Source organism: Pseudomonas sp. FW305-3-2-15-E-TSA4 (assembly GCF_058787295.1).
Map to the genome: position 1 here is coordinate 50,959 of NZ_JBYSZP010000008.1, position 24,013 is coordinate 74,971.

Sequence of the window (24,013 nt, forward strand, 5' to 3'; positions counted from 1 at the left end):
ATCAGTCTGTTGCCCCCTGTGCACGCAGGGTTGCGCGCAATTTAAGCCGCGGGCCGCAACCAAGCAAGCGCTTGGGCAGAAGATATTTCAGTGGTTTACAAACCAAGCGCTTGCTTGGTAGCCTCCAGACACTTCTGTCGCAGGCTCCTGAGTCGGAGATAAAAATGCCCACCACCGTTCGGATCGGATGCGCCAGCGCATTCTGGGGTGACACCAGTACCGCCGCCGCACAACTTGTGGCCGGCGGGCAGCTGGATTATCTGGTGTTCGATTACCTGGCCGAAATCACCCTGTCGATCATGGCCGGCGCGCGCATGAAGGACCCTCAGGCCGGGTTCGCCGGGGACTTCGTCGAGGTGCTCGCGCCGCTGCTGCCGCAACTGGCCGAACAGAAGATCCGCGTGATCAGCAACGCCGGCGGGATCAATCCGAAAGCCTGTGCCGCCGCCCTGCAGGCTGCCTGCGACAAGGCCGGGGTCAGTCTGAAAATCGCCGTGCTGCTCGGCGACGATCTGCAACCGCAATTCAAGCAACTCGCCGCCCAAGGCATCCACGAAATGTTCAACGGCGCGCCGCTGCCGCCGATGTGCGTATCAACCAACGCCTACCTCGGCGCGCCGGGCATCGTCGAAGCCCTGCGCCTGGGCGCCGACATCGTCATCACCGGGCGCGTGGTCGACAGCGCGGTGGTCAGTGCGGCGCTGGTGCATGAATTCGGCTGGGCGTGGCACGACTACGACAAAATGGCCCAGGCCGCGCTGGCCGGGCACATCATCGAATGCGGCGCGCAATGCACCGGGGGCAACTTCACCGACTGGCGCGACGTGCCGGACTACGAACACATCGGTTTTCCCATCGTTGAAGTCAGTGCCGACGGCCAGTTCATCGTCGGTAAACCCGAAGGCTCCGGCGGATTGGTGACGCCGCTGACCGTTGGCGAGCAGATGCTCTATGAAATCGGTGATCCACAGGCCTATCTGTTGCCGGATGTAGTCTGCGATTTCACTCAAGTGAAACTGCAGCAACAGGGCAAAAACGCCGTGCACGTCCACGGAGCCAAAGGCCTGCCGCCCAGCGATAAATACAAGGTCAGCGCAACTTACCCGGACGGTTTCCGCTGCACCGCCAGTTGCCTGATCGCCGGCATCGATGCGGTGGACAAGGCGCGCCGCGTCAGTCAGGCAATCATCGACAAGACTGCAGAAATGTTCAGCCAGCGCGGCTGGCCACCCTACAGCGAAGTCAACATTGAACTGCTCGGCAGCGAAGCCACCTACGGCCCTCACGGCCAGCGTCGTGACAGCCGCGAGGTGGTGATCAAACTTGCGGTGCGCCATCCACTGAAACCGGCGCTGATCCTGTTCTCCCGGGAAATCGCCCAGGCTGCCACCGGCATGGCACCGGGACTGACGGGAATCGTCGGCGGACGGCCGACGGTATACCCGCTGATCCGGCTATTCTCGTTCCTGATCGATAAAACCGCCTGCACCCTGCACATCGACATGGCCGGTGAACAGCTTCCCTGCGCCCTCCCCGCGCAAATGCCGCTCGACAGCCATGACCTGCCAACCCCCGACCAGCCACCCAAACCCCAAGGCCGCGCCGACGCCAGTGTGCCGTTGGTGAAACTGGCGGTGGCGCGCTCCGGTGACAAGGGCAACCACAGCAACATCGGTGTCCTGCCGCGTCGACCGGAATACCTGCCATGGATCGCCGAAGCGCTGACGCCAGCGGTGATCGTCGACTGGATGCGCCATGTGCTCGACCCGATTCACGGCCGGGTAGAACGCTGGTACCTGCCCGGCACCCACAGCCTGAATTTTCTGCTGGAGAACGCGCTTGGCGGCGGAGGCGTGGCGAGTCTGCGCATCGATCCCCAGGGCAAGGCCTTCGCTCAGCAACTGCTGGAAATCCAGATCCCGGTGCCGCAGAGCATCGCCGAACAACTCGACTAGAGGTTGGGCTTCATGGCTTACGCATCGATTTTCAAAGCCGATCTGTTCAGCGGCCAGACCATCATCGTCACCGGTGGCGGCAGTGGCATCGGCCGTTGCACCGCGCATGAACTGGCGGCGCTCGGCGCCACTGTGCTGCTGGTCGGGCGCAAACCGGAGAAGCTGCAAAAGGTCACCGCCGAAATCAGCGAAGACGGCGGCCGCGCCCATTGGCAGGCCTGCGACATCCGTGATGAGGACGCGGTGAAACAACTGGTCACTGAGTTGATCAACGAACACGGGCCGATCCACGGTCTGGTCAACAATGCCGGCGGCCAGTACCCATCACCACTGGCCGCGATCAATCAGAAAGGCTTCGAAACCGTGTTGCGCACCAATCTGGTCGGCGGCTTCCTGATGGCCCGGGAAGTGTTCAACCAGTCGATGAGCAAACACGGCGGCAACATCGTCAACATGCTTGCCGACATGTGGGGCGGCATGCCCGGCATGGGCCACTCGGGCGCGGCACGTTCGGGGATGGACAACTTCACCAAAACCGCCGCGTTCGAGTGGGGGTACGCCGGGGTGCGGGTCAATGCGGTGGCGCCGGGCTGGATCGCGTCCAGCGGCATGGACACTTATGAAGGCGCTTTCAAAGCCGTGATCCCGACCCTGCGCGAACAGGTGCCACTCAAGCGCATCGGTACCGAATCGGAGGTCAGTGCGGCGATCGTTTTTCTGCTCAGCCCGGCGGCGGCGTTCATCAGCGGCAGCACCTTGAAAATCGATGGTGCGGCCAGTCTCGGCAGCCGCGCATGGCCGTTGCACAAGGCAAGCCACAGCGAGTCGTTCAACGGTTTCCATCGGGCGTACCTGCCCGACGTGCTCAAGGACAAGGAGTAAGCCATGCCGCAGATCCAGTCCCAACTCGATCCGCACAGTGAAGCTTTCGCGCGCAACTGCGCGGCGATGCTCACGGCCATCGAGCAAGTCCAGCAACTGGAACAGAACCTGCTGAACAAGGCTGCCGAAGCCAAGGGCAAATTCGACAAGCGCGGGCAACTGCTGCCCCGCGAACGCCTGAACCTGCTGCTCGACCCCGGTGCGCCGTTCCTCGAACTGGCGAGTCTGGCCGGCTACAAGCTGCACGACGACAAGGACGGCAGCGCTGCCGGTGGCGGCCTGATCGCCGGCATCGGTTACGTGTCCGGCATCCGGGCGATGGTGGTGGCCAACAACAGCGCGATCAAGGGTGGCACGATCTCCCCCACCGGCCTGAAAAAATCCCTGCGGCTGCAACAGATCGCCCTGGAAAACAAACTGCCGGTGATCACTCTGGCAGAGAGCGGCGGCGCCAACCTCAATTATGCGGCGGAGATATTCGTCGAAGGCGCACGCAGTTTTGCCAATCAGGCGCGGATGTCGGCCATGGGTTTGCCGCAAATTACCGTGGTGCACGGCTCGGCGACGGCCGGTGGCGCCTATCAACCGGGGCTGTCGGATTACGTGGTGGTGGTGCGCGGCAAGGCCAAGCTGTTTCTTGCCGGGCCGCCGCTACTCAAAGCCGCAACCGGCGAAGTCGCCACCGATGAAGAGCTGGGCGGCGCCGAGATGCACGCGCAGGTCGCCGGCACCGCCGAGTATCTGGCCGAGAACGATGCCGACGGCGTGCGCCTGGTCCGCGAGATCTTGCGCATGCTGCCGTGGAACGAGCAACTGCCGTGGCTGCCGGAGCCGCAATACAAGGCGCCGCTGTACCCGATCGACGAGCTGCTCGGGCTGATTCCCGACGACCCTAAGAAGCCCTACGACGTGCGCGAAATCGTTGCACGGATTGCCGATGAATCGGAGTTTCTCGAATTCAAGGGCGAGTTCGATCAGCAAACCATCTGCGGCCAGTTGAAAATCCACGGTCGCGCCTGCGGCCTGATCGGCAACAACGGCCCGATAACGCCGGCCGGGGCGAGCAAGGCCGCGCAGTTCATTCATCTGTGCGACCAGAGCCAGACGCCGCTGCTGTTTTTCCACAACACCACCGGTTTCATGGTCGGCACCGAGTCCGAGCAGCAAGGCGTGATCAAACACGGCTCGAAACTGATTCAAGCGGTGGCCAATGCGCGAGTGCCTAAACTGACGATTGTCGTCGGTGGCTCCTACGGTGCCGGCAACTATGCGATGTGCGGACGCGGTCTCGATCCACGTTTCATCTTCGCCTGGCCCAACAGCCGCACCGCGGTGATGGGCGGCGCGCAGGCCGGCAAGGTATTGCGCATCGTCACCGAGGCCAAACAGCTCAAGGAAGGCCTGGTGCCGGATCCGAAAATGCTCGACATGCTCGAACAGGTCACCGCGCAGAAACTCGACAGCCAGTCCACCGCGCTCTACGGCAGCGCCAACCTGTGGGATGACGGCCTGATCGACCCGCGCGATACGCGCACCCTGCTCGGTTACCTGCTGGATATCTGCCACGAAGCCGACATCCGCACGCTGCAACCCAACAGCTTCGGCGTCAGCCGCTTCTGACTGCCACGGATCCCAAGGAGAACAATAAAAATGATCTTCACCCCGGAACACGAAGCACTGCGCCGCACCGTCCGCCAGTTCGTCGAGCACGAGATCAACCCGCACGTCGATGAATGGGAAAAGGCCGGACGCTTTCCAATCCACGAGATTTTCCGCAAGGCCGGCGACCTCGGACTGCTGGGGATATCCAAGCCGGAAAAATTCGGCGGCATGGGCCTCGACTACAGCTATTCGATTGTCGCCGCCGAAGAGTTCGGCACCATTCATTGCGGCGGTATTCCGATGTCGATCGGCGTGCAGACCGACATGTGCACCCCGGCGCTGGCCCGCTTTGGCTCCGATGAATTGCGCGACGAATTCCTCCGCCCCGCGATCACCGGTGAGCAGGTCGGTTGCATCGGCGTCTCGGAAGTCGGTGCCGGCTCCGACGTCGCCGGACTCAAGACCAGCGCGCGCAAGGACGGTGACGACTACGTGATCAACGGCAGCAAGATGTGGATCACCAATTCACCGAGTGCCGACTTCATCTGCCTGCTGGCCAACACCTCGGACGACAAGCCGCACATCAACAAGTCGCTGATCATGGTGCCGATGAACACCCCGGGCATCAGCCTCAGCTCGCACCTGGACAAGCTCGGCATGCGCAGCTCGGAAACCGCCCAGGTGTTTTTCGATAACGTGCGTGTGCCGCAGCGCAACCGCATCGGCCACGAAGGCGCCGGGTTCATGATGCAGATGCTGCAGTTCCAGGAAGAACGCCTGTTCGGCGCGGCGAACATGATCAAGGGTCTGGAATATTGCGTCGACAGCACCATCGAGTACTGCAAGGAGCGCAAGACCTTCGGCAACGCGCTGATCGACAATCAGGTGATCCACTTCCGCTTCGCCGAACTGCAGACCGAAATCGAATGCCTGCGAGCGCTGGTCTATCAGGCCACCGAGCAATATGTGAAAGGTCAGGACGTCACGCGTCTGGCGTCGATGGCCAAGCTTAAGGCCGGCCGTCTCGGTCGTGAAGTCAGCGACAGCTGCCTGCAATATTGGGGCGGCATGGGCTTCATGTGGGACAACCCGGTGGCCCGCGCCTATCGCGACGTGCGGCTGGTTTCGATCGGCGGCGGCGCCGACGAAATCATGCTGGGGATCATCTGCAAACTGATGGGCATCCTGCCGGGGAAAAAGAAATGAGCCCCCTGCCCGACTGTCAGACTCTGCTGCTGGAAATGCACGGCGGCGTGCTGCACATCACCCTCAATCGCCCGGACAGCCGCAATGCGATGAGCCTGCAAATGGTCGCCGAACTGCGCGCGGTATTGGCGGCGGTGCGCGATGACCGCGGGGTTCGCGCTCTGGTCCTCAGCGGTGCCGGTGGGCATTTCTGTGCGGGGGGCGACATCAAGGACATGGCCAATGCCCGTGCCCAAGGGGCCGACGCTTACCGCGAGTTGAACCGCGCCTTTGGAGCTCTGCTGCAAGAAGCTCAGGATGCACCACAAGTGCTGATCACCGTTTTACAGGGCGCAGTGCTCGGTGGTGGTTTCGGGCTGGCATGTGTCAGCGATATTGCTATGGCCGATCATCAGGCGCAGTTCGGTCTGCCGGAAACCAGCCTCGGTTTGCTGCCAGCGCAGATCGCTCCGTTCGTGGTGCAGCGCATCGGCCTGACCGAGACCCGCCGACTGGCACTGACCGCTGCGCGTTTCGATGGTCATCAGGCGCGGCGGTTGGGGCTGGTGCATTTCGTCGAGCAGGATCCGCAGGCACTGGCAGAACGCCTCGACGAAGTGCTCGACCATGTTTTGTGCTGCGCGCCCGAAGCGAATGCGACGACCAAAAAGCTGCTGCTCGCCAGTGCCGGGCAGCCTTCGAGTGAATTGCTGGATGAAGCGGCGCGGTGGTTCAGCGAAGCGGTGACCGGGGCCGAAGGGATCGAGGGCACCATGGCTTTCGTGCAAAAGCGCAAACCGCGATGGGCCCCTTAAAAGCTTCGCGAGCAGGCTCGCTCCCACAGACGGAACGCATTCCAAAATGTGGGAGCGGGCTTGCTCGCGAAGAGGCCAGCACCGACACCGCAAATTCCGAGGGAACAGCCATGCCCGCCATCCACAAAATCCTGATCGCCAACCGCGGTGAAATCGCCTGCCGCATCCAGCGCACCGCCCAGGCCCTCGGCTATCGCACCGTCGCCGTATTCAGCGATGCCGACGCCGATGCCCTGCACGTGCAGATGGCCGATCAAGCGGTGAACATCGGCGCCGCACCGGTGCAACAGTCCTATCTGAACATCCCGGCGATCCTTGACGCCGCACGCCGCAGCGGTGCCGACGCGATCCACCCAGGCTACGGCTTTCTCTCGGAAAACGCCGAATTCGCCCGCGCCTGCGCTGAGGTCGGCTTGACCTTTATCGGCCCCAGCGCCGAGGCCATCGAGCTGATGGGCAGCAAGCGCCTGTCGAAAATCGCCATGCTCGAAGCAGGCGTACCGTGTATTGCCGGCTATCAAGGCGCCGCGCAGGACGACGCCACTCTGTTGCGTGAAGCCGAGCGCATCGGCTACCCGCTGATGATCAAGGCCAGTGCTGGCGGCGGTGGACGCGGCATGCGTCTGGTGCACAGCAGCGAGGAATTGCCGGCGCAATTGCGCACCGCCCGCTCCGAAGCGCTGAACGGTTTCGGCAGTGATGAACTGATCCTCGAACAGGCGCTGATCGAACCACGGCACGTCGAGGTACAACTGTTCGGCGATAGCCATGGCAACCTGATCTACCTCGGCGAGCGCGATTGCTCGGTGCAGCGCCGCCATCAGAAAGTCGTCGAGGAAGCACCCTGCCCGGTGATGACCCGCGAGTTGCGCCAGGCCATGGGCGAAGCGGCATTGAAGGCTGGACGAGCGGTGAATTACGTCGGTGCCGGCACCGTCGAGTTTCTGCTCGATGCCCGTGGGCAGTTCTACTTTCTGGAAATGAACACCCGTCTGCAGGTCGAGCATCCGGTGACCGAACTGATCACTGGGCAGGATCTGGTCGCCTGGCAATTGGCCGTCGCCGAGGGGCAGCCGCTGCCGTTGACTCAGGATCAGGTCGCGCTGAACGGCCACGCCATGGAAGTGCGTCTGTATGCCGAAGATCCGACGCAGAATTTCCTGCCGCAGACCGGTCGTGTACAGGCCTGGGAACCGGCGTTGGGTCCGGGGGCGCGGATCGATCATGGCGTGCTCGAAGGTCAGTCGATCAGCCCGTTTTATGATCCGATGCTCGGCAAACTGATCGCCCACGGCGCCACCCGCGAAGAGGCACGGCGCAAGCTGCTGCGCGCGGTGCAGGACAGCGTGCTGCTCGGCGTTCAGAACAACCAGCGTTTGCTGGTCAGCCTGCTGCAGCATCCGCAGTTCATCAGCGGCGAGTTCAGTACCGCGTTCATTGCTCAGCATTTCACTGACCACCCATGCCTGCACACTTACGCCCCCACTGCCGAGGAGCTGGCCATCGCCGCCGTGCTGTTTTATCAGGCTGGCGCGCAGGTGCATCGTGCGCCGCTCAAGGGTTGGCGCAACAATGTCGGCGCGCCGCTCGATTACCGCCTCGGGCTTGAACAGCAGGACTGGACCGTGCAACTGCTTGCGCACGGCGCTGGCCGCTTCACCGTGAACGTGATGCAGCGCGCACTGGTACTGACCGTCATCAATTGCGACGAGCGCGCGGTGACACTGGAAGTCGACGGCCTGCGCCAGCGTCACGCCTACCGGATCGATGGCGAAGAACTCTGGCTGTTCACCCACCCCGGCAACCTGCGCCTGGAGGATCGAACTCATGCGCTGATCAGCAGTCAGAGCAGCGTCAGCTCCGGCACACTGAAAGCGCCGATGGACGGTGCCATCGTCGACGTGCTGGTCAGCGAAGGCAGCCCGGTCAGCAAGGGTCAGTTGCTGGTGGTGCTGGAGGCAATGAAAATGGAGCACCCGCTCAAGGCCGGCATCGACGGCGTGCTCAAGCGGGTGCAGGTCAAGGTCGGCGATCAGGTAAAAAATCGTCAGGTTCTGTTGCAGGTCGAGTGAGTCGCCAGGCGCAAACGCAAGGTTTGACTACGCTCTGATCTATCAGGACGCGTAAATCAGGAAACCTGCGATGCCCCATTGGCTGGTCATTGATCTGGAAGCCACCACAGATGAAGGTGGCTGGCCGGTTACGGAAATGGAAATCATCGAAATCGGCGCGACGCTGGTCGACCGTGCCGGTCGCGAGCAGGATCACTTTCAGCGGTTCGTCAAACCGACCCGGCGGCCGTTGCTGACGCCGTTCTGCCGTGAGCTCACGCACATCACCCAGGCCAACATCGACGCCGCGCAGCCGTTGAACGAGGTCTGGCCGGCCTTCGAACGCTGGCTCGGGCAACACCAGGCGCGCCTCGAAGGCTGGGCCAGTTGGGGCGATTACGACCGCAAGCAGTTGCTCCAGGAATGGCAGCGCCTGCAACTCGACAGCCTGTTGAGCCGGGTGCCGCACATGAACCTCAAGCAGCGCTTCGCCAAGGCCCGGCGCCTGGAACGACCGCTGGGCTTGAACGGTGCGCTGCAACTGGCCGGCATGCAGTTCAGCGGTCAACAGCACCGAGCCCTGGAAGATGCGCGCAATACCGCGCGGTTGCTGCCGTTGGTCTTGCCACTCTGAAGTCAGGGCGAGAACTCGCCGGACACGCCCCGGGCAGGTGACGGCGCCGGGAGCCTTGTGCATACTGGCCAGCCCTTTTTAGCCCTTTTTTGCCCTTTTCGAGAGGAATCGCCCATGTTCAAAGTCAACGAGTACTTCGACGGCACCGTCAAGTCGATCGCTTTTGGCACCGCTGAAGGTCCGGCGACCATCGGCGTCATGGCCCCGGGCGAATACGAATTCGGCACCGCTCAGCGCGAGATCATGCACGTGGTCTCCGGTGCGCTGACCGTCAAACTGCCGGACAGCAGCGACTGGGAAACCTTCGCCGCCGGCAGCCAGTTCAACGTTCCGGCCAACAGCAAGTTCCAGTTGAAAGTCGCCGTTGAGACTGCTTACCTGTGCGAATACCGCGGCTAAGCCCACGGTTTTTCCCGGTGCAAAAAAATGCCCGTGTCCATGGACACGGGCATTTTCATTTCTGGCCTCGGTTACTCGAGGATTTCCACCGGCATTCCGACTTCCAGTTGACCATTGCTGTCATTGACCAGGTTCTGCCCGAACATCGCCCCATCGGCCTGCGCACGGTATTTCTGCAGGGTTGCCAGCGGTTCGCGATCAGCACTGCGTTCGCCGGTTTGCGGATCGATGGTGGTCAGAATGCAGCGCGAGCAAGGCTTCACCACGCGGAACTCGACGTCACCAATACGAATGCGCTTCCAGCCGTCCTCGGCGAACGCCGCGCTGCCTTCGATCACCAGATTCGGCCGAAAGCGCAGCATCTCCAGCGGTCGTCCGACCTTTTGCACCAGATCCTCAAGTGACGCTTCGCCAATCAGCAACAGCGGGAAACCGTCAGCGAACGCGACCTGATCGTCCTCACGGCCATAACCGGCCTGCGTCATGCGCGCGCGATCAAGCGGCACCTGCACCAGACGCGTCGGCTTGCCGATGAAATCGCTGACCCAACGGGCGGCTTCATCACCGGCATCCGGAACCCGCAGTGTGTCACGCCAGATGGTCACACCGCGCAGGTCGGAATCGGCCTCGGGCAGTGGCACGTCCAGCGCGGCAAGCCCGGGGGCACTCAGGGTCAGACCGCCCTGCGCATTCCACAGCGCCGACAACTGGCTCAGTTTCGCCTCGGCCCGCTGGGTCAGAAAGCGCCCGCTGGCCTCGTCCACGAGCATCCAGCGTCGGTCCCCTGCAAGGCCCAGTTTGTCCAGGCCAATCGATTGCAGAATCTCGGGTTTGCCGGATTTCAACGGATAACGATAAAGCGCGCTCAGACGCAGCATGGCCAGCTCCCTGGTGGGCAAAAAAGCCACCCTATACGAGCTTTATCGGCGAATCAAAGGCAGATGCACGCCACCTGGAAGATAACTTTGTGGCGAGGGGATTTATCCCCGATGGGGCGCGAAGCGGCCCCACATGAATCAAGAAGCGGGACCGCTGCGCAGTCCATCGGGGATAAATCCCCTCGCTACAGGTTTTCGTCAGGCCGGCACTTCATCGAGCATCAGACGCTGACGCACCACATCGACCAGTTTGTCCGGCTGGAACTTGGAGAGGAAGTTGTCGCAACCGACCTTCTTCACCATCGAGTCGTTGAAACTGCCGGACAGTGAAGTGTGCAACACCACGTACAGGCCACGCAGACGCGGATCGTTGCGGATCTCGGTGGTCAGACGATAGCCATCCATTTCCGGCATTTCCGCGTCGGTGAACACCATCAGCAGTTTGTCGGTCATGTTCACGCCGGTATCGGCCCAGGCCTTGAGCATGTTCAGCGCCTTCAGACCGTCGCTGGCAATGTGCATTTTCACCCCGAGCTGGCCGAGGGTGTCGCGCAGTTGCGAAAGCGCCACGTTGGAGTCGTCCACCAGCAGCACTTCGCGGCCACGGGCACGCTCCAGCACCGGATCATCGAGCTTGTCACGCGAGACCTTGGCGTTGTACGGGACGATTTCGGCGAGGACTTTCTCGACGTCGATGATTTCCACCAGTTGATCGTCAACCTTGCTGATCGCAGTCAGGTAATGCTGGCGGCCAGCACTGGTCGGTGGCGGCAGGATGGCTTCCCAGTTCATGTTGACGATGCGATCCACGCCACCGACGAGGAAAGCCTGCACCGAACGGTTGTACTCGGTGACGATGATGGTGCTGTTCGGGCCCGGCACCAGCGGGCGCATGCCGATCGCCTGAGACAGATCGATCACCGGCAGCGTCTGCCCACGCAGGTTGACCACGCCGCAGACAAACGGGTGGCGCTGCGGCATCAGGGTCAACTTCGGCAGTTGCAGAACTTCCTGAACCTTGAACACGTTGATCGCGAACAATTGGCGTCCGGCCAGTCGAAACATGAGAATTTCCAGGCGATTCTCACCCACCAGTTGCGTGCGTTGGTCTACCGTGTCGAGAATGCCGGCCATCAATGACTCCTGGGCTTGTTCTGATGAATTCACTACTAAGTGGGGTTATCGGCTGTTTATGGCGATTCTTGATCCCACAAAATTCACCATCAAAATGCCACACACGGGCATTGATGTCACATTAACATCATGGTTTACTGACCCGGTGTTTTCATCTGCTACATTCTCTTCTGGCGCGACCACAGTTTGCGCCACAGGTTCCCGCGCGTAAGGGAATCCCCTAGGAACAATCAGGCCCAACCTGATGTTCGCAATATCCAATAGCCATTAATGTGACGCCATTCTCATTGCATGAACGGAGTCAGGCTATTGTGTGCGATCGCAGGTCAGTGGAACCCCACCCTCTGGAAAACCTCAGCCAGTGCAATTGCACGGTGGGGCGCGATCTCCCGACGATCCACGAACGTCGACACACACGGCATTCCCTCATCAGACATGACGCTGTGGAGATAAGCATGCCAATCGACCGTAAAGACTGGGCGCAACGCTTTCCCGAATTCCTCGTCGAAGCTGAAACACTCCTGGCCAAGTCCGAAGAGTGCCTGAGCCACCTGCAATTGATCAGCAACGACAAAGATGCCATCGACTGCATGCGCAACACCCTGCTTAAACTGGCGAGCCGGGCTGAAGCGTTGGCACTGGAGGCGATCTCCGAGTTTTCCCTGCATATTCACAGCCTGCTCGACCACGCGCCGGATCATATCGATCTGCACGCACAGGCGCTGAATGCGCTGCAGGACTGTTTCACCCTGATGGCCTGGCAGATTGAACTGGTCGATCACAATACCGGCCAATTGAGCCTGGATGGAAGCGAACAAACCTCACTGATCGAAGCGTTCGCGTTTCAGGTCGGTCAGAGCCAGTTCAAGCCACCGCTCCGGCCTCAGCCGCTTTCGCTGTTGTCTTATTCCGAGCGTCAGGCGTGATCCGCCGCATTCAAAGCGTAAATCCAGGCTGAAGACGGGAATCGCTGAATGTCGCAATTGAATAGTTCATACCTGCCAGCGACAATTCGAATTAAATAATCACACCTGACACCAGCGGATATTCTGCCGCGGCCTCAGGGTTTGCCTGTGTCTGTGTAACGATCAACTTCGAACCGCACGGATCTCTACCAAGCACAATAAAACGACATTTTCCATAATGGAACTCACGTCCAACATGGCGTATTTCCTGACTCATTGGACATATATGGCAAACGCGACCAACGGTATCTTAAGTGGTATTATGCCGACCGTTAGTTGCTTTCAACTAATGGCACAGTGATTCAGCGACTGTCATCCAACGAACTTGATGGTCGAATATCGTTCACTGTACTTCGTTAAAATCAATAACATAATTGACAGCATTTTCAGACAGAGATCCGCCAGCCACCGGCCGGTCTGCCCGTAGCGAACATCCATTGGCTCCATCCGTTATGTACGCCAGCCTCAAGTCAATCATCAAATGGCCACCGTCCCGGGAAAATGCACGCCGGTTCACTCTCATATTGAGTGTCATCGCCGCCGCTGGCAGCCTGCTGACCTACGGATTGTCTGCTCCGCTCTCACTGGGTCTGCTGCTGTTGAATATTGCCGCCACTGCTTGTGTCTGGGTGCAATATCGACTGTCGCGCAAATCGATCAAGTTTCAGCCTCAGGAACTCGCCGACCGTTTGCTGGAAGTCCAGGAAAACGAACGCCACCGTCTCAGCCGTGAACTGCACGACGATATCGGCCAGTTACTGACAGCGGCCAAGCTGCAAAGTGAATGGCTGAAAAAACGCCTGCCAGCCGACTTGCAAGCGCAATGCTCGACACTCTGCGACACCCTTGATGAAACCCTCAACAAGGTGCGCGACGTTTCCGCCATTCTCAATCCCCGCCAACTGACCAGCCTCGGGCTGGAGGCCAGTCTGCGCGCGCACCTGCTCAAGACCCTGGCGAACACCTCGGTGCACTGGAGCCTCGATTGCCAGCAACGGCTCAATGGCATTCCGGAAGAAATGGCGGTCGCTGCCTTTCGCATTGCCCAGGAAGCGGTCACCAACATTCTGCGTCACGCGCAGGCCAGCAATCTGCTGATCCGCGTGCAACGCTTGCCAAAAGGCCTGACGCTGTTGATCAGCGACGACGGCCAAGGCTTTGCGCCTGCCGCGGACCCGGGCCGGGAAGGACAGCGCGGAATGGCCGGGATGGCCGAAAGGATCGAACAGTTGGGCGGCACGCTGAACGTCATCAGCGAGCCGGGCAAAGGCACTCAAATCGAAGCACTATTCCCCTGGGCGCCCCGTGCACTCGAGCGGGCCAGTACGAATAAGGTTATGCGTTGACTTGTAACTTACTTCTGGTGGATGACCACTCGCTGATCAGGGCCGGCGTGCGCGCTCTGGTGCTCGATATTCCCGGTTACGCGGTCGTTGGCGAAGCCAGCGACGGCTCGCAGTTGCTCGAAATGGTCGAGCAACTGGCGCCCGACATCGTGTTGCTGGATATCTCGATGAAGGAAACCGGTGGCCTGGAAGCCTTGCAACGGCTCAAGCGGGTGCGCCCGCAAAGCAAGGTGCTGATTCTCTCGATGCACACCGATCCGGCGCTGATCATGCAGGCGCTGGAGTCCGGCGCGCACGGTTACCTGCTCAAGGACACCACGGCCACCGAGCTTGAACACGCCCTCGAAGCCTTGCGTAATAACGAGCGCTACCTGAGCCCGGCCATCGCCCACACCGTGATCAACCAGGCGCTGACCCGCACGCAGAAAAACCAGCCGGAAGTGGCCGACTCGCACAATCTGACGGCACGCCAGCTGGAAATCCTGCGGTTGATCGTACGCGGCAAATCCACCCGGGAGATCGCCAACGGCCTGGGCCTGAGCATCAAGACCGTCGAGACCCACCGCTCGCAGATCATGAAACGCCTGCAGATCTACGACGTGGCGGGTCTGGTGCTGTTCGCGGTGCGCGAACAGATCATCAGTCTGGACGACTGATCGAACCCGCGCCGCCCAACAGCGGCGAATGCTCCGGCAAATGCACCTGCAAGGCGGCGGGGCGTGCCTCGAAACGCAGGCTGTCGCCCTCCAGCGGCTCGCCGTCAAGGTTGATGCTCAGCCCCTCGGCGACCTTGATTTCGACCCAGGGCAAACGGGCCCGGACAAACATATTGTCGAGGCCGAAGCCGTCGCTGAGCAGGTTCTTCAGCGTGCCCACCAACTCCTGTGGCGCCGGCAGAATACTGATGTCCAATAGACCATCGTCCGCCAGTGCCTGCGGGCACAAGACGTGTCCGCCGCCTGCCTGACGACCGTTGCCGATGCCCAATGCGAGCAACTCGCCGCTCCAGTGAAAGTCCGGCCCTTGCAGTTCACCGTAAGCCGCGTGCAGCTCACTGAAGCGCGACAAACCAGTGAACAGATAAGCGGCCCCGCCGAGCACTTTTTTCAGATCTTCAGAGGTATTGGCCGTGACCTGACTGCCGAAACCACCCGTCGCCATGTTCAGGAAAATCTGCCCCCCGACTTCGCCCAGGTCAATCTTGCGCGGTGGCACGTCCAGCATTTCCAGTGCTTCGGCCGGATCCAGCGGGATCCCCGCCGCGCGGGAAAAATCGTTAGCCGTTCCTAGCGGCAACAGCACCAGACTGGCCTCGTCCGGATGCGCGGCAAGCGCTTCAGCGATATCGCGCAACGTGCCATCTCCGCCTCCGGCGATGATCTTCCGAAAGCCACTCGCCAGTGCTTCTTCCACCAGACGCTGAGCGTCACCGGCCTCCCAGGTCAGCCGTACGGCCAATTCCCAGCCCTGCTTGCGTTTGCCTTCGACGGCGGCGCGAACCGCCTCATTGAGTGCCTGCTTGCCATGCAGAATCAACAGCGCCCTGCGTTCACTCATTACGGTCACTCCCCAAGATTGAATCGGTATGAAACATCTTGACCACTGGTGCAGGCAAAAAAGCCATGGGAACACCATTTAATTCAAGCGACTGACCCGTTGCGTCCTACGCGACGGTATTTTTTCTTACAACATGTGAGGAATCGGCTCAATTGACCGGACACGATCCTTGATTCACCTTGTGCAGGTGGTATCAATTTTCGATTCAACAACACAAGGATGTGCAGGTAATGATTGGATACACCCTCGGAGCTGGTGGCAGTCTGGATGACGGGAAGGCCGGTGCGCTTACACTTGAAACAGCCGATGGACATTTCCATGCCAAGCCATGAAGCCAGAATTGCAAATAGTCCGGTTGCCCCTCTGGACGAAAGTCGCGCCAGTCACAAATCCGATTTCAGAAAGAACGCCAGAACCGCTGGAGAAGTTGATATGGAACCGCGCGTGACCGAACTGGAAACCCACCTCAAATACATTCGTCGGGACATGGACGAAGTTCGCGGGGATGTAAAGACCATCAAGCACCGTCTCGCCTATTCGGCGGGTGCGACGGCGGTGGTCCTGGGACTGCTGGGATGGGTTGCCAACAGCCGGTTCGATCAGTTGGTCACACTGATGAGCCATTGACAGAGGAATGCAGGCATCGACGCGGTATCGGTCGAGCCTGCAATTACCGGAAGCGGATCAGCCGAGCAGGTCGCTCAGGGGAATGAACCCGACCTCATCGCCTTCTACCAGCGTGCGGCCTTCCAGCACCTCTACCAGACCATCCGCCCAGGCCGCGCTGCGCAGCACACCGGAGCTTTGATTGCGGTAGATGATCGCCCGCCCCTGCTCGAGACGACCGCGCAGGTATTCGCGCCGATTGCCGGCCACAGGCCAGACAAAACCTGCCGGAATCGTAAACTTCAGGGGTTCGACATCCTGTACGCCCTGACGCCGCAACAAGTAGGGCCGCGTGAGCAGAGCAAAGGTCACTAGCGTCGAAGCGGGGTTGCCCGGCAGGCCGATGACCGGCACCTTGCGAAAATGACCGAATGTCAGCGGCTTGCCCGGTTTGATGGCCAGTTTCCACAGCGCCAGCTCGCCCTCTTCCCGCAATGCGATGCCAAGAAAATCCGCTTCACCGACCGACACGCCTCCGGTCGAGAGAATCAGGTCGACACCCTGCAAGTCGCCAAGGCGCGCCCGCGTGGTCGCCAGATCGTCCGGAAGAATACCGGCATCAATCACTTCACAACCCAGGCGCTGCAGCCAACTGCACAACACCACCCGATTACTGTTGTAGATCTGCCCCGGCCCCAGCGGCCGGCCCGGCTCGACGAGTTCATCGCCGGTGGACAGCACCGCCACTCGGACCTTGCGTACCACATTCAGCCCGGCACATCCCAGCGACGCCGCCAGACCTTGTTCGATCGGTCCCAGGCGGGTACCTGCAGCCAGAATCAACTCACCCACGGTGGTTTCTTGCCCCTTCGGACGAATGTTCTGGCCGACGCTCATGGTTTCGATGAAACGCACGCTGCCGTCGTCCTGAACCTCGGCATTCTCCTGCATTTCCACGCAATCGGCCCCGGCAGGCACTGGCGCACCGGTGAAGATCCGCGCGCAGGTACCGGGCCTCAACGGCTCAGGCGCCTGCCCGGCAAAGACTTTCTGGCTGACCGGCAGCGGTGCGCCGGTCCAGTCGGCCAGATTCAGGGCATAACCATCCATGGCGCTATTTGGCCAGGGTGGCAGGTCCAGGGTCGAAACCAGGTCCTCGGCGAGCACCCGCCCCTCGACTTCGGCCAAGGGCAGAAACTCGCGTTCGACAATCGGCGAGGCTTCAGCCATCTCCAGCAGGCGGGCCAACGCTTGCTCGACAGGCATCAGGCTGCCGGTCTTGCCCGGCTTACCCACGGGATTCACAGGGCGCCGCCTGTTTCAGGTGAGGGACGAAGTTGCACGGACGGTGCCGCGAATCCAGCTGTTCGGCGAGAATGCCGTCCCAACCGGTGCGCACCGCATTGGTCGAACCTGGCAGGCAGCACACCAGTGTGCCATTGGCCAGACCGGCCAGTGCCCGCGACTGCACGGTCGAAGTACCGATATCGGCCACCGAGATCTGGCGGAACAGTTCACCGAAGCCGTCAACCTGCTTGTCGAGCAGACAAGCCACGGCTTCAGGCGTGCTGTCACGCCCGGTGAAACCAGTGCCGCCGGTAATCAACACGACCTGCACGACGTCCTCGGCAATCCAGTGGGCAACTTGCGCGCGGATCTTGTACAGGTCATCTTTGAGCAGGACCCGTTCGGCCAAGCGGTGACCGGCAGCAGTCAGGCGGTCGACGAAGACCTGGCCTGAGGTGTCGGTTTCCAGGGTTCGGGTATCGCTGACAGTCAGCACCGCAATGTTCAGCGGCGCAAAAGGTACATCGGCCTTGGCTTTCATTAGGCTCGTCCAGTTGTAGGAGAAACAGCCCGGTGTTATATCACAGCGCCTGAATTTTTCGCCGCCCCGCTGGAGAGCTGCCATGACCTCGAATACGCCATTGCCCCCCTGCTCCATTCTGCTCCTGGCAGGCGGACGCGGCCAGCGCATGGGCGGCCAGGACAAAGGGCTGGTCGAATGGCAGGGTGAGCCGCTGATTGCGCATTTGCAGCGCAAGGTCCGACCGCTGACTGACGATCTGATCATCTCCTGCAATCGCAATCACGAGCGTTACGCCGCCTACGCCGATCAATTGGTCAGCGATGAGCAAGGCGATTTTCCCGGTCCCCTGGCCGGTATCCTCGCCGGACTCAAGGCAGCCCGCCAGCCACACCTGCTGGTCTTGCCCTGCGATGTGCCGCGAATCGACGCCGCGCTGTTGCAGGACATGCGTGAAACCGCCGACCGGTTTCCTGAAAAACCTTTAATGTTGCGTCACGACGACCACTGGGAACCCCTGCTGTGTGTAATTCCCGTCGCCCTGTTGCCCGCCTTCGAAACCGCGTGGAACGCCGGTGAACGCAGCCCCGGCCGGGTCATGCGCAATCTCGGCGCGACTGCCCTGCAATGCCCGGACAATGACCCGCGCCTGGCCAACCTGAACACCCCCGAACTGTTAAATACGCATAACACTGTGTCAGACTGACAGCATTCAAGGAACTCTCACGCCTTGTACACGTCTCAAGCTCAGTAACCAAAAGTATTCCCATTCGGAGACACACCCATGACTCAACGGACCCTCGCCACTTTCATGCTCGCACTGGGCCTGGCTACCCTCGCTGGTTGCTCGTCGCCAACAGTGATCACCTTGAATGACGGTCGCGAAATCCAGGCCGTCGACACCCCGAAATACGATGAAGATTCGGGCTTCTACGAGTTCAAGCAACTGGACGGCAAAGAGACCCGCATCAACAAGGATCAGGTTCGTACCGTTAAAGAGCTGTAAGCTTTACGTCGATACCGGATACAGAAAAGCCCGCATCAATGCGGGCTTTTTCATGGGCGCGGAAAAGTGCCTGGCATCACCACTGCAGGGTGATCCGGCTCTCGAATTCACGATCCTCGCCCGTCACCGGATCGACAAACCGCAGCCCCTGCGCCAGCAGCTTGAGCGGATTGGCGTAATCGTCCTCAACGTCTTTCTGCACCTCCGGGTAAAACGGATCATTGCAGATACTCGCTCCCAGCGCGGTCATGTGTACCCGCAACTGATGCTTCTTGCCGGTCACCGGGTACAGGCCGTAGCGCCACAGATCACCGTTCTTTTCCCGGACTTCCACCGCTGTTTCCGTATTGGCAACGCCTGGCCCTTCCTGCATGCGGAAGAATGGTTCGCCATCGATCAGACGGCTTTTGTGTACCAGGGGAAATTCGAGCGCCGGAAGCGCACGGGCAATCGCCTCATAGCGTTTATCGATCTGCCGCGTAGGGAACAGCGACTGATATGCGGAGCGGGTTTGTGGGTTAGCCGAAAAGATCACCAAGCCTGCCGTGTGCCGGTCAATGCGGTGCAGTGGCACCAGATGCGGATTATCGAGGCGACGGATCAGACGACGCAGCAACGTCTGTTCGACGTACTCGCCGGCCGGCGTCACCGGCAGGAAGTGCGGCTTGTCCGCCACCACCAGATGTTCGTCCGCATACAGGATCGACTCAACCACCGGGATCGGTTTTTCATCCGGCACTTCACGGAAGTAGTGAATGCGCAGGCCTTCCTTGTACGGCAGATCCAGCGCAATCGGCTGTCCCTGCCCATCCAGTACCCGGCCCCGGGCGATCCGGTCCAGCCATTGCTCGCGACTGATCGCACTGAAATGCTCACACAGGCAATCAAGGACCGTAGGCCAACTCCCCGGAGGAAGGTAAAGGGTGCTGGCCTGATTCTGCGCAGCGGAAAACGTTGGTGTGGACATACGGAAATTCGAACCCTCAATGCAGGTCGGCATTATCCAACACTGAGCGATACGAACCTAGCGCCGATTCCACCGCCCGCTTCAGGCCGGGATCGACTTGAGCGCGGCGGCTTCGGTGAATTCCTTGAGCCAGCGCAGCACATCGACGGCCTCCCAGCGCCCCGGGTCATACAAGGCATAGAGCAGGCCCTGATAACCGACCACATCCAGTTGCTTGTGATAACCGGCACGCTGGAACAGCGCCTCGATCTCGGCAAAACAGGTGTTGAAATGCAATTTGTTGAAAGGCGTCTTGCCCTCCGTGACCAGCCCGTCCAGGCGCAACTCGAGGACGGCCTCGCGCACCACGTCAACCGACATCCGGTTCACGCTGTTCTTCAACTGTTCGACATTGACCACGGTTCGTCCCTCTGACTGCCGGATTCACCTGCTCAAGTCATCAAAAGCAGCAGGCCCATCCAATTACTGTATGCACATACAGTAACCGAATAATCCGCAAAACGCCAAGGGAAGGATGCGCGGTCGCGACCGGCGGAAAGCCATGCCGCGTCAACGAAGAAACAGGCTCAGCGCAGGAAGGCCACCACCTGATCGGCACTGAAAGGCCAGCTCAGCTCCGCGCCGGTGTCAATTCGGCGCAGTACCGGAATTCGCAGGCTGTAAGCCTCGAACCAGGATTCATCCTCAGCAATATCCACCAGTTCGACCAGCAGACCATGCTCGACAAAAGGCATCAACTCGGCCTCTGCCACCTCACACAAATGGCATCCCAAGGTGCCGAACAACTGACATTCAGGAGGCATGATCGCTCAACCGGAAAAATGAGCGTTCATTCTAGGCCTGCCTCGAAAACCCGTCGAGCCGCTGCCGCCCAAAGGCCCGAGCACGGCAACCAGTACGCAAAACCCTGACGCAAATCAGTCCAGAGAAAAGCCAATCAGGCCATGCTCCCGGGCTTTTTGCCTCTACGCTTGAGAAGCCTGAGCCTGACATCGGAGTGCCTTGTGTTTGCCAACCTGCTGATCATCCTCGCCTCATCCCTGGTGATGATTGCCCTGTTTCGCCGCCTGCGCTTGCCGCCGGTGCTGGGCTATCTGTGCGTGGGCCTGATGGTGGGGCCGACCGCGTTCAACTGGGTCAACGAGAGCGAGCACCTGCCGGACGTGGCCGAGTTGGGCGTAGTGTTTCTGCTGTTTTCGCTGGGCCTGGAGTTTTCCCTGTCGAAAATGATCGCGCTGCGCCAGGTGGTGTTTCGCCTGGGCAGTCAGCAGGTGTTGCTCAGCACGGCGTTACTGGGATTGGTGCTGATCCTGCTGGGCATGCCGGTGACCCCGGCCCTGTTGCTTGGCGCCGGGCTGTCGCTGTCATCGACGGCAATTGTCACCAAGGAGTTGAGCAGCCTGGGCGAAGTGTTCAGCAGTCACGGGCAAAACGCGGTCGGGGTTCTGCTGTTTCAGGACGTGGTGGCGGTGTTATTGCTGACCCTGGTGCCGGTATTCGCCGGGAGCAGCGCGCAAGCCTGGTACTGGGCCTTGCCGCTGACGCTGGTAAAGACCGTGGTGCTGTTTTTCGGTCTGCTGCTGGCCAGCCGCTGGTTGCTGCCACGACTGTTCCACGAAGTGGCGGCCTCGCGCTCGGCGGAATTGTTCGTCCTGCTGGCGCTGGTGATTGTGCTGCTGACCGCCTGGCTGACGCACCTGCTGGGCCTGTCCCCTGCCCTCGGCGCATTTCTGGCCGGCATGCTGCTGGGCGAGAGCCACTATCGCCATCAGATCGAGGCCGACATCCGGCCGTTTCGCGACATCCTGCTCGGGGTGTTTTTCGTCAGCATCGGCATGCTGATCGACCTGCAACTGTTCATCAGTCACAGCCTGTTGATTATCGGCCTGACCCTCGGCCTGATGCTGATCAAAAGCACGGTCGTCGCGCTTTTGGTGAAGTGGCGCGGCAGCGATCACGAAACGGCCTGGCGCAGCGGCCTGGCGTTGGCGCAGGGCGGGGAATTCTGCTTCGCATTGATGGCGCAGATGCAGCAAAACCGCATGCTGCCTGACGAGCTGGGCGGCCTGCTGCTGGCGGCGACGTTCTGCTCGATGTTGCTGACCCCGCTATTGTTGCGCGGGGCACCGAAAATTGCCCTGCGCCTGCATCGCAAGCCGAATCAGGAGGCGCAAATCGAGGAGATCAGTGCGCTCAACGCCGACCTCGATCAGCATGTGGTGATTTGCGGCTACGGGCGGGTTGGCCAGTCCATCGGCCGCTTCATGCGCAATGCCAATCAACCTTACATCGCGTTGGACAACGATCCGGTGCGCGTGCAGGAAGCCGCGTCCGAGGAAAGTGATGTGCATTATGGCGACTCATCGCGCGGTGACTTGTTGACGGCCATCGGATTGTTGCGCGCGAAACTGCTGGTGATCGCCGTGGATCAGAGCGATGTCAGCCTGCGGATTCTCAAGGAAGCGCGCCGGCTCAATGCGCGGATACCGATTCTGGTGCGCACCCGCGACGACAGCCAATGGGCTGAACTCAAAGCTGCCGGCGCCACCGAAGTGGTGCCGGAGCTATTGGAGTCGAGCCTGATGCTCGCCTCCCACGCCTTGATCATGCTCGGTCTGCCAGCTCATCAGGTACAGGAGAAAGTCGACCAGGTGCGCATCAATCGCTATCGCCTGTTGCATGGCTTTTACCCCGGCACCGACGACAAGGAAACTTAGTCCTGACTGACCGCGCCGATCTTGTGCAGCGACAGGTCGGCGCCGTAATACTCTTGCTCCTGACTCAGGCGCAGACCGTGCAAGGCTTTGATCACGCCGTAGACAGCGAATCCGCCGATCAGCGCGACCACCACACCCAGCGCAGTGCCGATCAACTGACTGATCAGGCTGACGCCACCGAGGCCACCCAGCGCAGTCTGGCCGAAGATGCCGCAGGCGATCCCGCCCCACACCCCGCACAAACCGTGCAACGGCCAGACGCCGAGTACATCGTCGATACGCCATTTGACTTGCGCGGCGGTAAAGCACCAGACAAACAGTGCACCGGCAATCGCGCCGGTCACCAGCGCACCCACCGGGTGCATCAGGTCGGAACCGGCGCAGATCGCCACCAGCCCGGCCAACGGACCGTTGTGCAGGAAGCCCGGGTCATTGCGCCCGACGATCAACGCCGCCACCGTGCCGCCGACCATGGCCATCAGCGAGTTGACCGCCACCAGACCGCTGACGCCCTGCAAGGTCTGCGCGCTCATCACGTTGAAGCCGAACCAGCCGACAATCAGAATCCACGAGCCCAGCGCCAGAAACGGAATGCTCGACGGCGCGAACGCCACCAGTCGCCCTTCGCGATAACGGCCGTTGCGCGGGCCGAGCAGCAAAACCGCCGCCAGTGCCAGCCAGCCGCCCATGGCGTGCACCACCACCGATCCGGCGAAATCATGGAACGCCACGCCAAAACGTGCCGTCAGCCAAGCCTGCAGACCGAAGTTGCCGTTCCAGATCATGCCTTCGAAAAACGGGTAGATGAACGCCACGATCAGCGCCGTTGCGCACAACTGCGGAACGAAGCGCGCGCGCTCGGCAATCCCGCCGGAGATGATCGCCGGAATCGCCGCAGCAAACGTCAGCAGGAAGAAAAACTTCACCAGCCCATATCCGTGATCGGCACTCAGCACCGCCGCCGGTTGCATGAAGGTCACACCGTAAGAGATCCAATAGCCTATAAAGAAATAGGCCAGGGTCGAAACGGCAAAGTCGCTGAGGATCTTCGACAGTGCGTTGACCTGGTTTTTCTGGCGCACCGTGCCGACTTCAAGGAAGGCGAAACCGGCGTGCATCGCCAGCACCATCACCGCACCGATCAGAATGAACAACGTGTTGGAGCTGTGAACCAGCGTGTCCACAGCGCTTTGCAGATTTTCCATAAAGAGGCAGACCTGAAGGCTAAAAAGGCACCAAAGCGGTTCGCGCGGACAATTCATGCACCAAGTTGCGACCGGTCGGTCTGCGCAATGAAGCTGCGATGAACCGATTTGGCGCACAAGGTCGATGTCCTGACACGAACCAGGATTATTTGAGTTAAGGTTTTGCTGCATGTACGCCCGCCAACAGCGCACGGCGGCAGCAGGACGCACCACGACATAGCAAAAGCTGTACCAGTCATTTGTACTGAACCTTCGCGCAAGGCTCATACTCGAACGCTTCAGACGTCACTTACGGAGATCCA

At 60.7% G+C, this 24,013-nt stretch carries 24 protein-coding genes; 15 read left to right on the forward strand and 9 right to left on the reverse strand.

Translation table 11 applies throughout. The annotated features are described in order from the left end of the window. Window positions 1-164 precede the first annotated feature (164 nt). The 8 genes from AC3WMV_RS12810 to ppnP all read left to right on the forward strand — a co-directional run bounded on the left by AC3WMV_RS12810 (window position 165) and on the right by ppnP (window position 9,523). Complete coding sequence (locus AC3WMV_RS12810) at window positions 165-1,955, forward strand: acyclic terpene utilization AtuA family protein (protein ID WP_103368478.1); 1,791 nt, start codon at window positions 165-167, stop codon at window positions 1,953-1,955. Window positions 1,956-1,967: 12 nt separating this feature from the next. Further along, window positions 1,968-2,837 carry an SDR family oxidoreductase gene (locus AC3WMV_RS12815; RefSeq protein WP_103368477.1) on the forward strand — a complete coding sequence of 290 codons (870 nt, stop codon included), beginning with the start codon at window positions 1,968-1,970 and terminating at the stop codon, window positions 2,835-2,837. Window positions 2,838-2,840: 3 nt separating this feature from the next. Then, window positions 2,841-4,457, forward strand: coding sequence for a geranyl-CoA carboxylase subunit beta (gene atuC, locus AC3WMV_RS12820; RefSeq protein ID WP_103368476.1), 1,617 nt, complete (start codon window positions 2,841-2,843; stop codon window positions 4,455-4,457). Between the two features lie 30 nt (window positions 4,458-4,487). After that, entirely contained in the window at window positions 4,488-5,645 is a 1,158-nt protein-coding gene (gene atuD / locus AC3WMV_RS12825; protein WP_103368475.1) for a citronellyl-CoA dehydrogenase, read from the forward strand. Next, a complete protein-coding gene (locus AC3WMV_RS12830; protein ID WP_103368474.1) occupies window positions 5,642-6,439 on the forward strand; it encodes an enoyl-CoA hydratase/isomerase family protein in 798 nt (265 codons plus the stop codon). The genes atuD and AC3WMV_RS12830 overlap by 4 nt, the downstream gene beginning before the upstream one ends. A 110-nt stretch (window positions 6,440-6,549) precedes the next feature. Then, window positions 6,550-8,511, forward strand: coding sequence for an acetyl/propionyl/methylcrotonyl-CoA carboxylase subunit alpha (locus AC3WMV_RS12835; RefSeq protein ID WP_103368473.1), 1,962 nt, complete (start codon window positions 6,550-6,552; stop codon window positions 8,509-8,511). A gap of 70 nt (window positions 8,512-8,581) precedes the next feature. Further along, window positions 8,582-9,124 (forward strand): 3'-5' exonuclease, encoded by a 543-nt coding sequence (locus tag AC3WMV_RS12840; protein WP_103368472.1) that lies wholly within the window; start codon window positions 8,582-8,584, stop codon window positions 9,122-9,124. A gap of 114 nt (window positions 9,125-9,238) precedes the next feature. Continuing rightward, window positions 9,239-9,523, forward strand: coding sequence for a pyrimidine/purine nucleoside phosphorylase (gene ppnP / locus AC3WMV_RS12845; protein ID WP_097088279.1), 285 nt, complete (start codon window positions 9,239-9,241; stop codon window positions 9,521-9,523). A gap of 71 nt (window positions 9,524-9,594) precedes the next feature. Here the strand turns inward: ppnP and AC3WMV_RS12850 are convergent, their stop codons facing one another. Next, on the reverse strand, window positions 9,595-10,401 hold the full coding sequence (locus AC3WMV_RS12850) for an MOSC domain-containing protein (protein WP_103368471.1): 807 nt from the start codon (window positions 10,399-10,401) through the stop codon (window positions 9,595-9,597). Window positions 10,402-10,599: 198 nt separating this feature from the next. Then, the gene (locus AC3WMV_RS12855; protein WP_003226705.1) at window positions 10,600-11,535 is read right to left on the reverse strand and encodes a chemotaxis protein CheV; all 936 of its coding nucleotides are present in this window, start codon (window positions 11,533-11,535) and stop codon (window positions 10,600-10,602) included. Between the two features lie 455 nt (window positions 11,536-11,990). Between AC3WMV_RS12855 and AC3WMV_RS12860 the strand changes: the two genes are divergently transcribed. From AC3WMV_RS12860 to AC3WMV_RS12870, 3 genes are all read left to right on the forward strand, one after another. Continuing rightward, complete coding sequence (locus tag AC3WMV_RS12860) at window positions 11,991-12,461, forward strand: hypothetical protein (RefSeq protein ID WP_027613414.1); 471 nt, start codon at window positions 11,991-11,993, stop codon at window positions 12,459-12,461. Window positions 12,462-12,952: 491 nt separating this feature from the next. Next, window positions 12,953-13,846 carry a sensor histidine kinase gene (locus tag AC3WMV_RS12865; RefSeq protein WP_027613415.1) on the forward strand — a complete coding sequence of 298 codons (894 nt, stop codon included), beginning with the start codon at window positions 12,953-12,955 and terminating at the stop codon, window positions 13,844-13,846. Next, the gene (locus AC3WMV_RS12870; protein ID WP_007969079.1) at window positions 13,843-14,502 is read left to right on the forward strand and encodes a response regulator; all 660 of its coding nucleotides are present in this window, start codon (window positions 13,843-13,845) and stop codon (window positions 14,500-14,502) included. The genes AC3WMV_RS12865 and AC3WMV_RS12870 overlap by 4 nt, the downstream gene beginning before the upstream one ends. On the opposite strand, the gene yegS is transcribed toward AC3WMV_RS12870, so the two are convergent. Beyond that, the gene (gene yegS / locus AC3WMV_RS12875; protein WP_103368470.1) at window positions 14,486-15,403 is read right to left on the reverse strand and encodes a lipid kinase YegS; all 918 of its coding nucleotides are present in this window, start codon (window positions 15,401-15,403) and stop codon (window positions 14,486-14,488) included. The genes AC3WMV_RS12870 and yegS overlap by 17 nt on opposite strands. Before the next feature lie 318 nt (window positions 15,404-15,721). Between yegS and AC3WMV_RS12880 the strand changes: the two genes are divergently transcribed. Next, window positions 15,722-16,030 (forward strand): hypothetical protein, encoded by a 309-nt coding sequence (locus AC3WMV_RS12880; protein WP_171061883.1) that lies wholly within the window; start codon window positions 15,722-15,724, stop codon window positions 16,028-16,030. Between the two features lie 57 nt (window positions 16,031-16,087). On the opposite strand, the gene AC3WMV_RS12885 is transcribed toward AC3WMV_RS12880, so the two are convergent. Together AC3WMV_RS12885 and moaB are read right to left on the reverse strand one after the other, a co-directional pair. Then, window positions 16,088-17,314, reverse strand: a complete 1,227-nt coding sequence (locus tag AC3WMV_RS12885; RefSeq protein ID WP_103368469.1) for a molybdopterin molybdotransferase MoeA — start codon at window positions 17,312-17,314, stop codon at window positions 16,088-16,090. After that, a complete protein-coding gene (gene moaB / locus AC3WMV_RS12890) occupies window positions 17,298-17,837 on the reverse strand; it encodes a molybdenum cofactor biosynthesis protein B (protein ID WP_003226719.1) in 540 nt (179 codons plus the stop codon). The genes AC3WMV_RS12885 and moaB overlap by 17 nt, the downstream gene beginning before the upstream one ends. Window positions 17,838-17,919: 82 nt before the next feature. On the opposite strand from moaB, the gene mobA reads away from it, so the two are divergent. Together mobA and AC3WMV_RS12900 are read left to right on the forward strand one after the other, a co-directional pair. Then, complete coding sequence (gene mobA, locus AC3WMV_RS12895; protein ID WP_097088285.1) at window positions 17,920-18,522, forward strand: molybdenum cofactor guanylyltransferase MobA; 603 nt, start codon at window positions 17,920-17,922, stop codon at window positions 18,520-18,522. 78 nt (window positions 18,523-18,600) lie between these two features. Next, on the forward strand, window positions 18,601-18,822 hold the full coding sequence (locus AC3WMV_RS12900) for a YgdI/YgdR family lipoprotein (protein WP_003226722.1): 222 nt from the start codon (window positions 18,601-18,603) through the stop codon (window positions 18,820-18,822). A 76-nt stretch (window positions 18,823-18,898) separates the two neighbouring features. Here the strand turns inward: AC3WMV_RS12900 and AC3WMV_RS12905 are convergent, their stop codons facing one another. The 3 genes from AC3WMV_RS12905 to AC3WMV_RS12915 all read right to left on the reverse strand — a co-directional run bounded on the left by AC3WMV_RS12905 (window position 18,899) and on the right by AC3WMV_RS12915 (window position 20,592). Then, window positions 18,899-19,789, reverse strand: a complete 891-nt coding sequence (locus AC3WMV_RS12905) for a pseudouridine synthase (RefSeq protein WP_103368468.1) — start codon at window positions 19,787-19,789, stop codon at window positions 18,899-18,901. 81 nt (window positions 19,790-19,870) lie between these two features. Continuing rightward, window positions 19,871-20,188, reverse strand: coding sequence for a transcriptional regulator (locus AC3WMV_RS12910; RefSeq protein WP_003226726.1), 318 nt, complete (start codon window positions 20,186-20,188; stop codon window positions 19,871-19,873). A gap of 167 nt (window positions 20,189-20,355) precedes the next feature. Then, window positions 20,356-20,592 (reverse strand): glutaredoxin family protein, encoded by a 237-nt coding sequence (locus AC3WMV_RS12915; protein ID WP_103368467.1) that lies wholly within the window; start codon window positions 20,590-20,592, stop codon window positions 20,356-20,358. A 201-nt stretch (window positions 20,593-20,793) separates the two neighbouring features. On the opposite strand from AC3WMV_RS12915, the gene AC3WMV_RS12920 reads away from it, so the two are divergent. Next, on the forward strand, window positions 20,794-22,506 hold the full coding sequence (locus AC3WMV_RS12920; protein ID WP_103368466.1) for a cation:proton antiporter: 1,713 nt from the start codon (window positions 20,794-20,796) through the stop codon (window positions 22,504-22,506). Here AC3WMV_RS12920 and AC3WMV_RS12925 read toward each other — a convergent pair. Next, window positions 22,503-23,711, reverse strand: a complete 1,209-nt coding sequence (locus AC3WMV_RS12925) for an ammonium transporter (RefSeq protein ID WP_103368465.1) — start codon at window positions 23,709-23,711, stop codon at window positions 22,503-22,505. The genes AC3WMV_RS12920 and AC3WMV_RS12925 overlap by 4 nt on opposite strands. Between the last annotated feature and the right edge of the window lie 302 nt (window positions 23,712-24,013).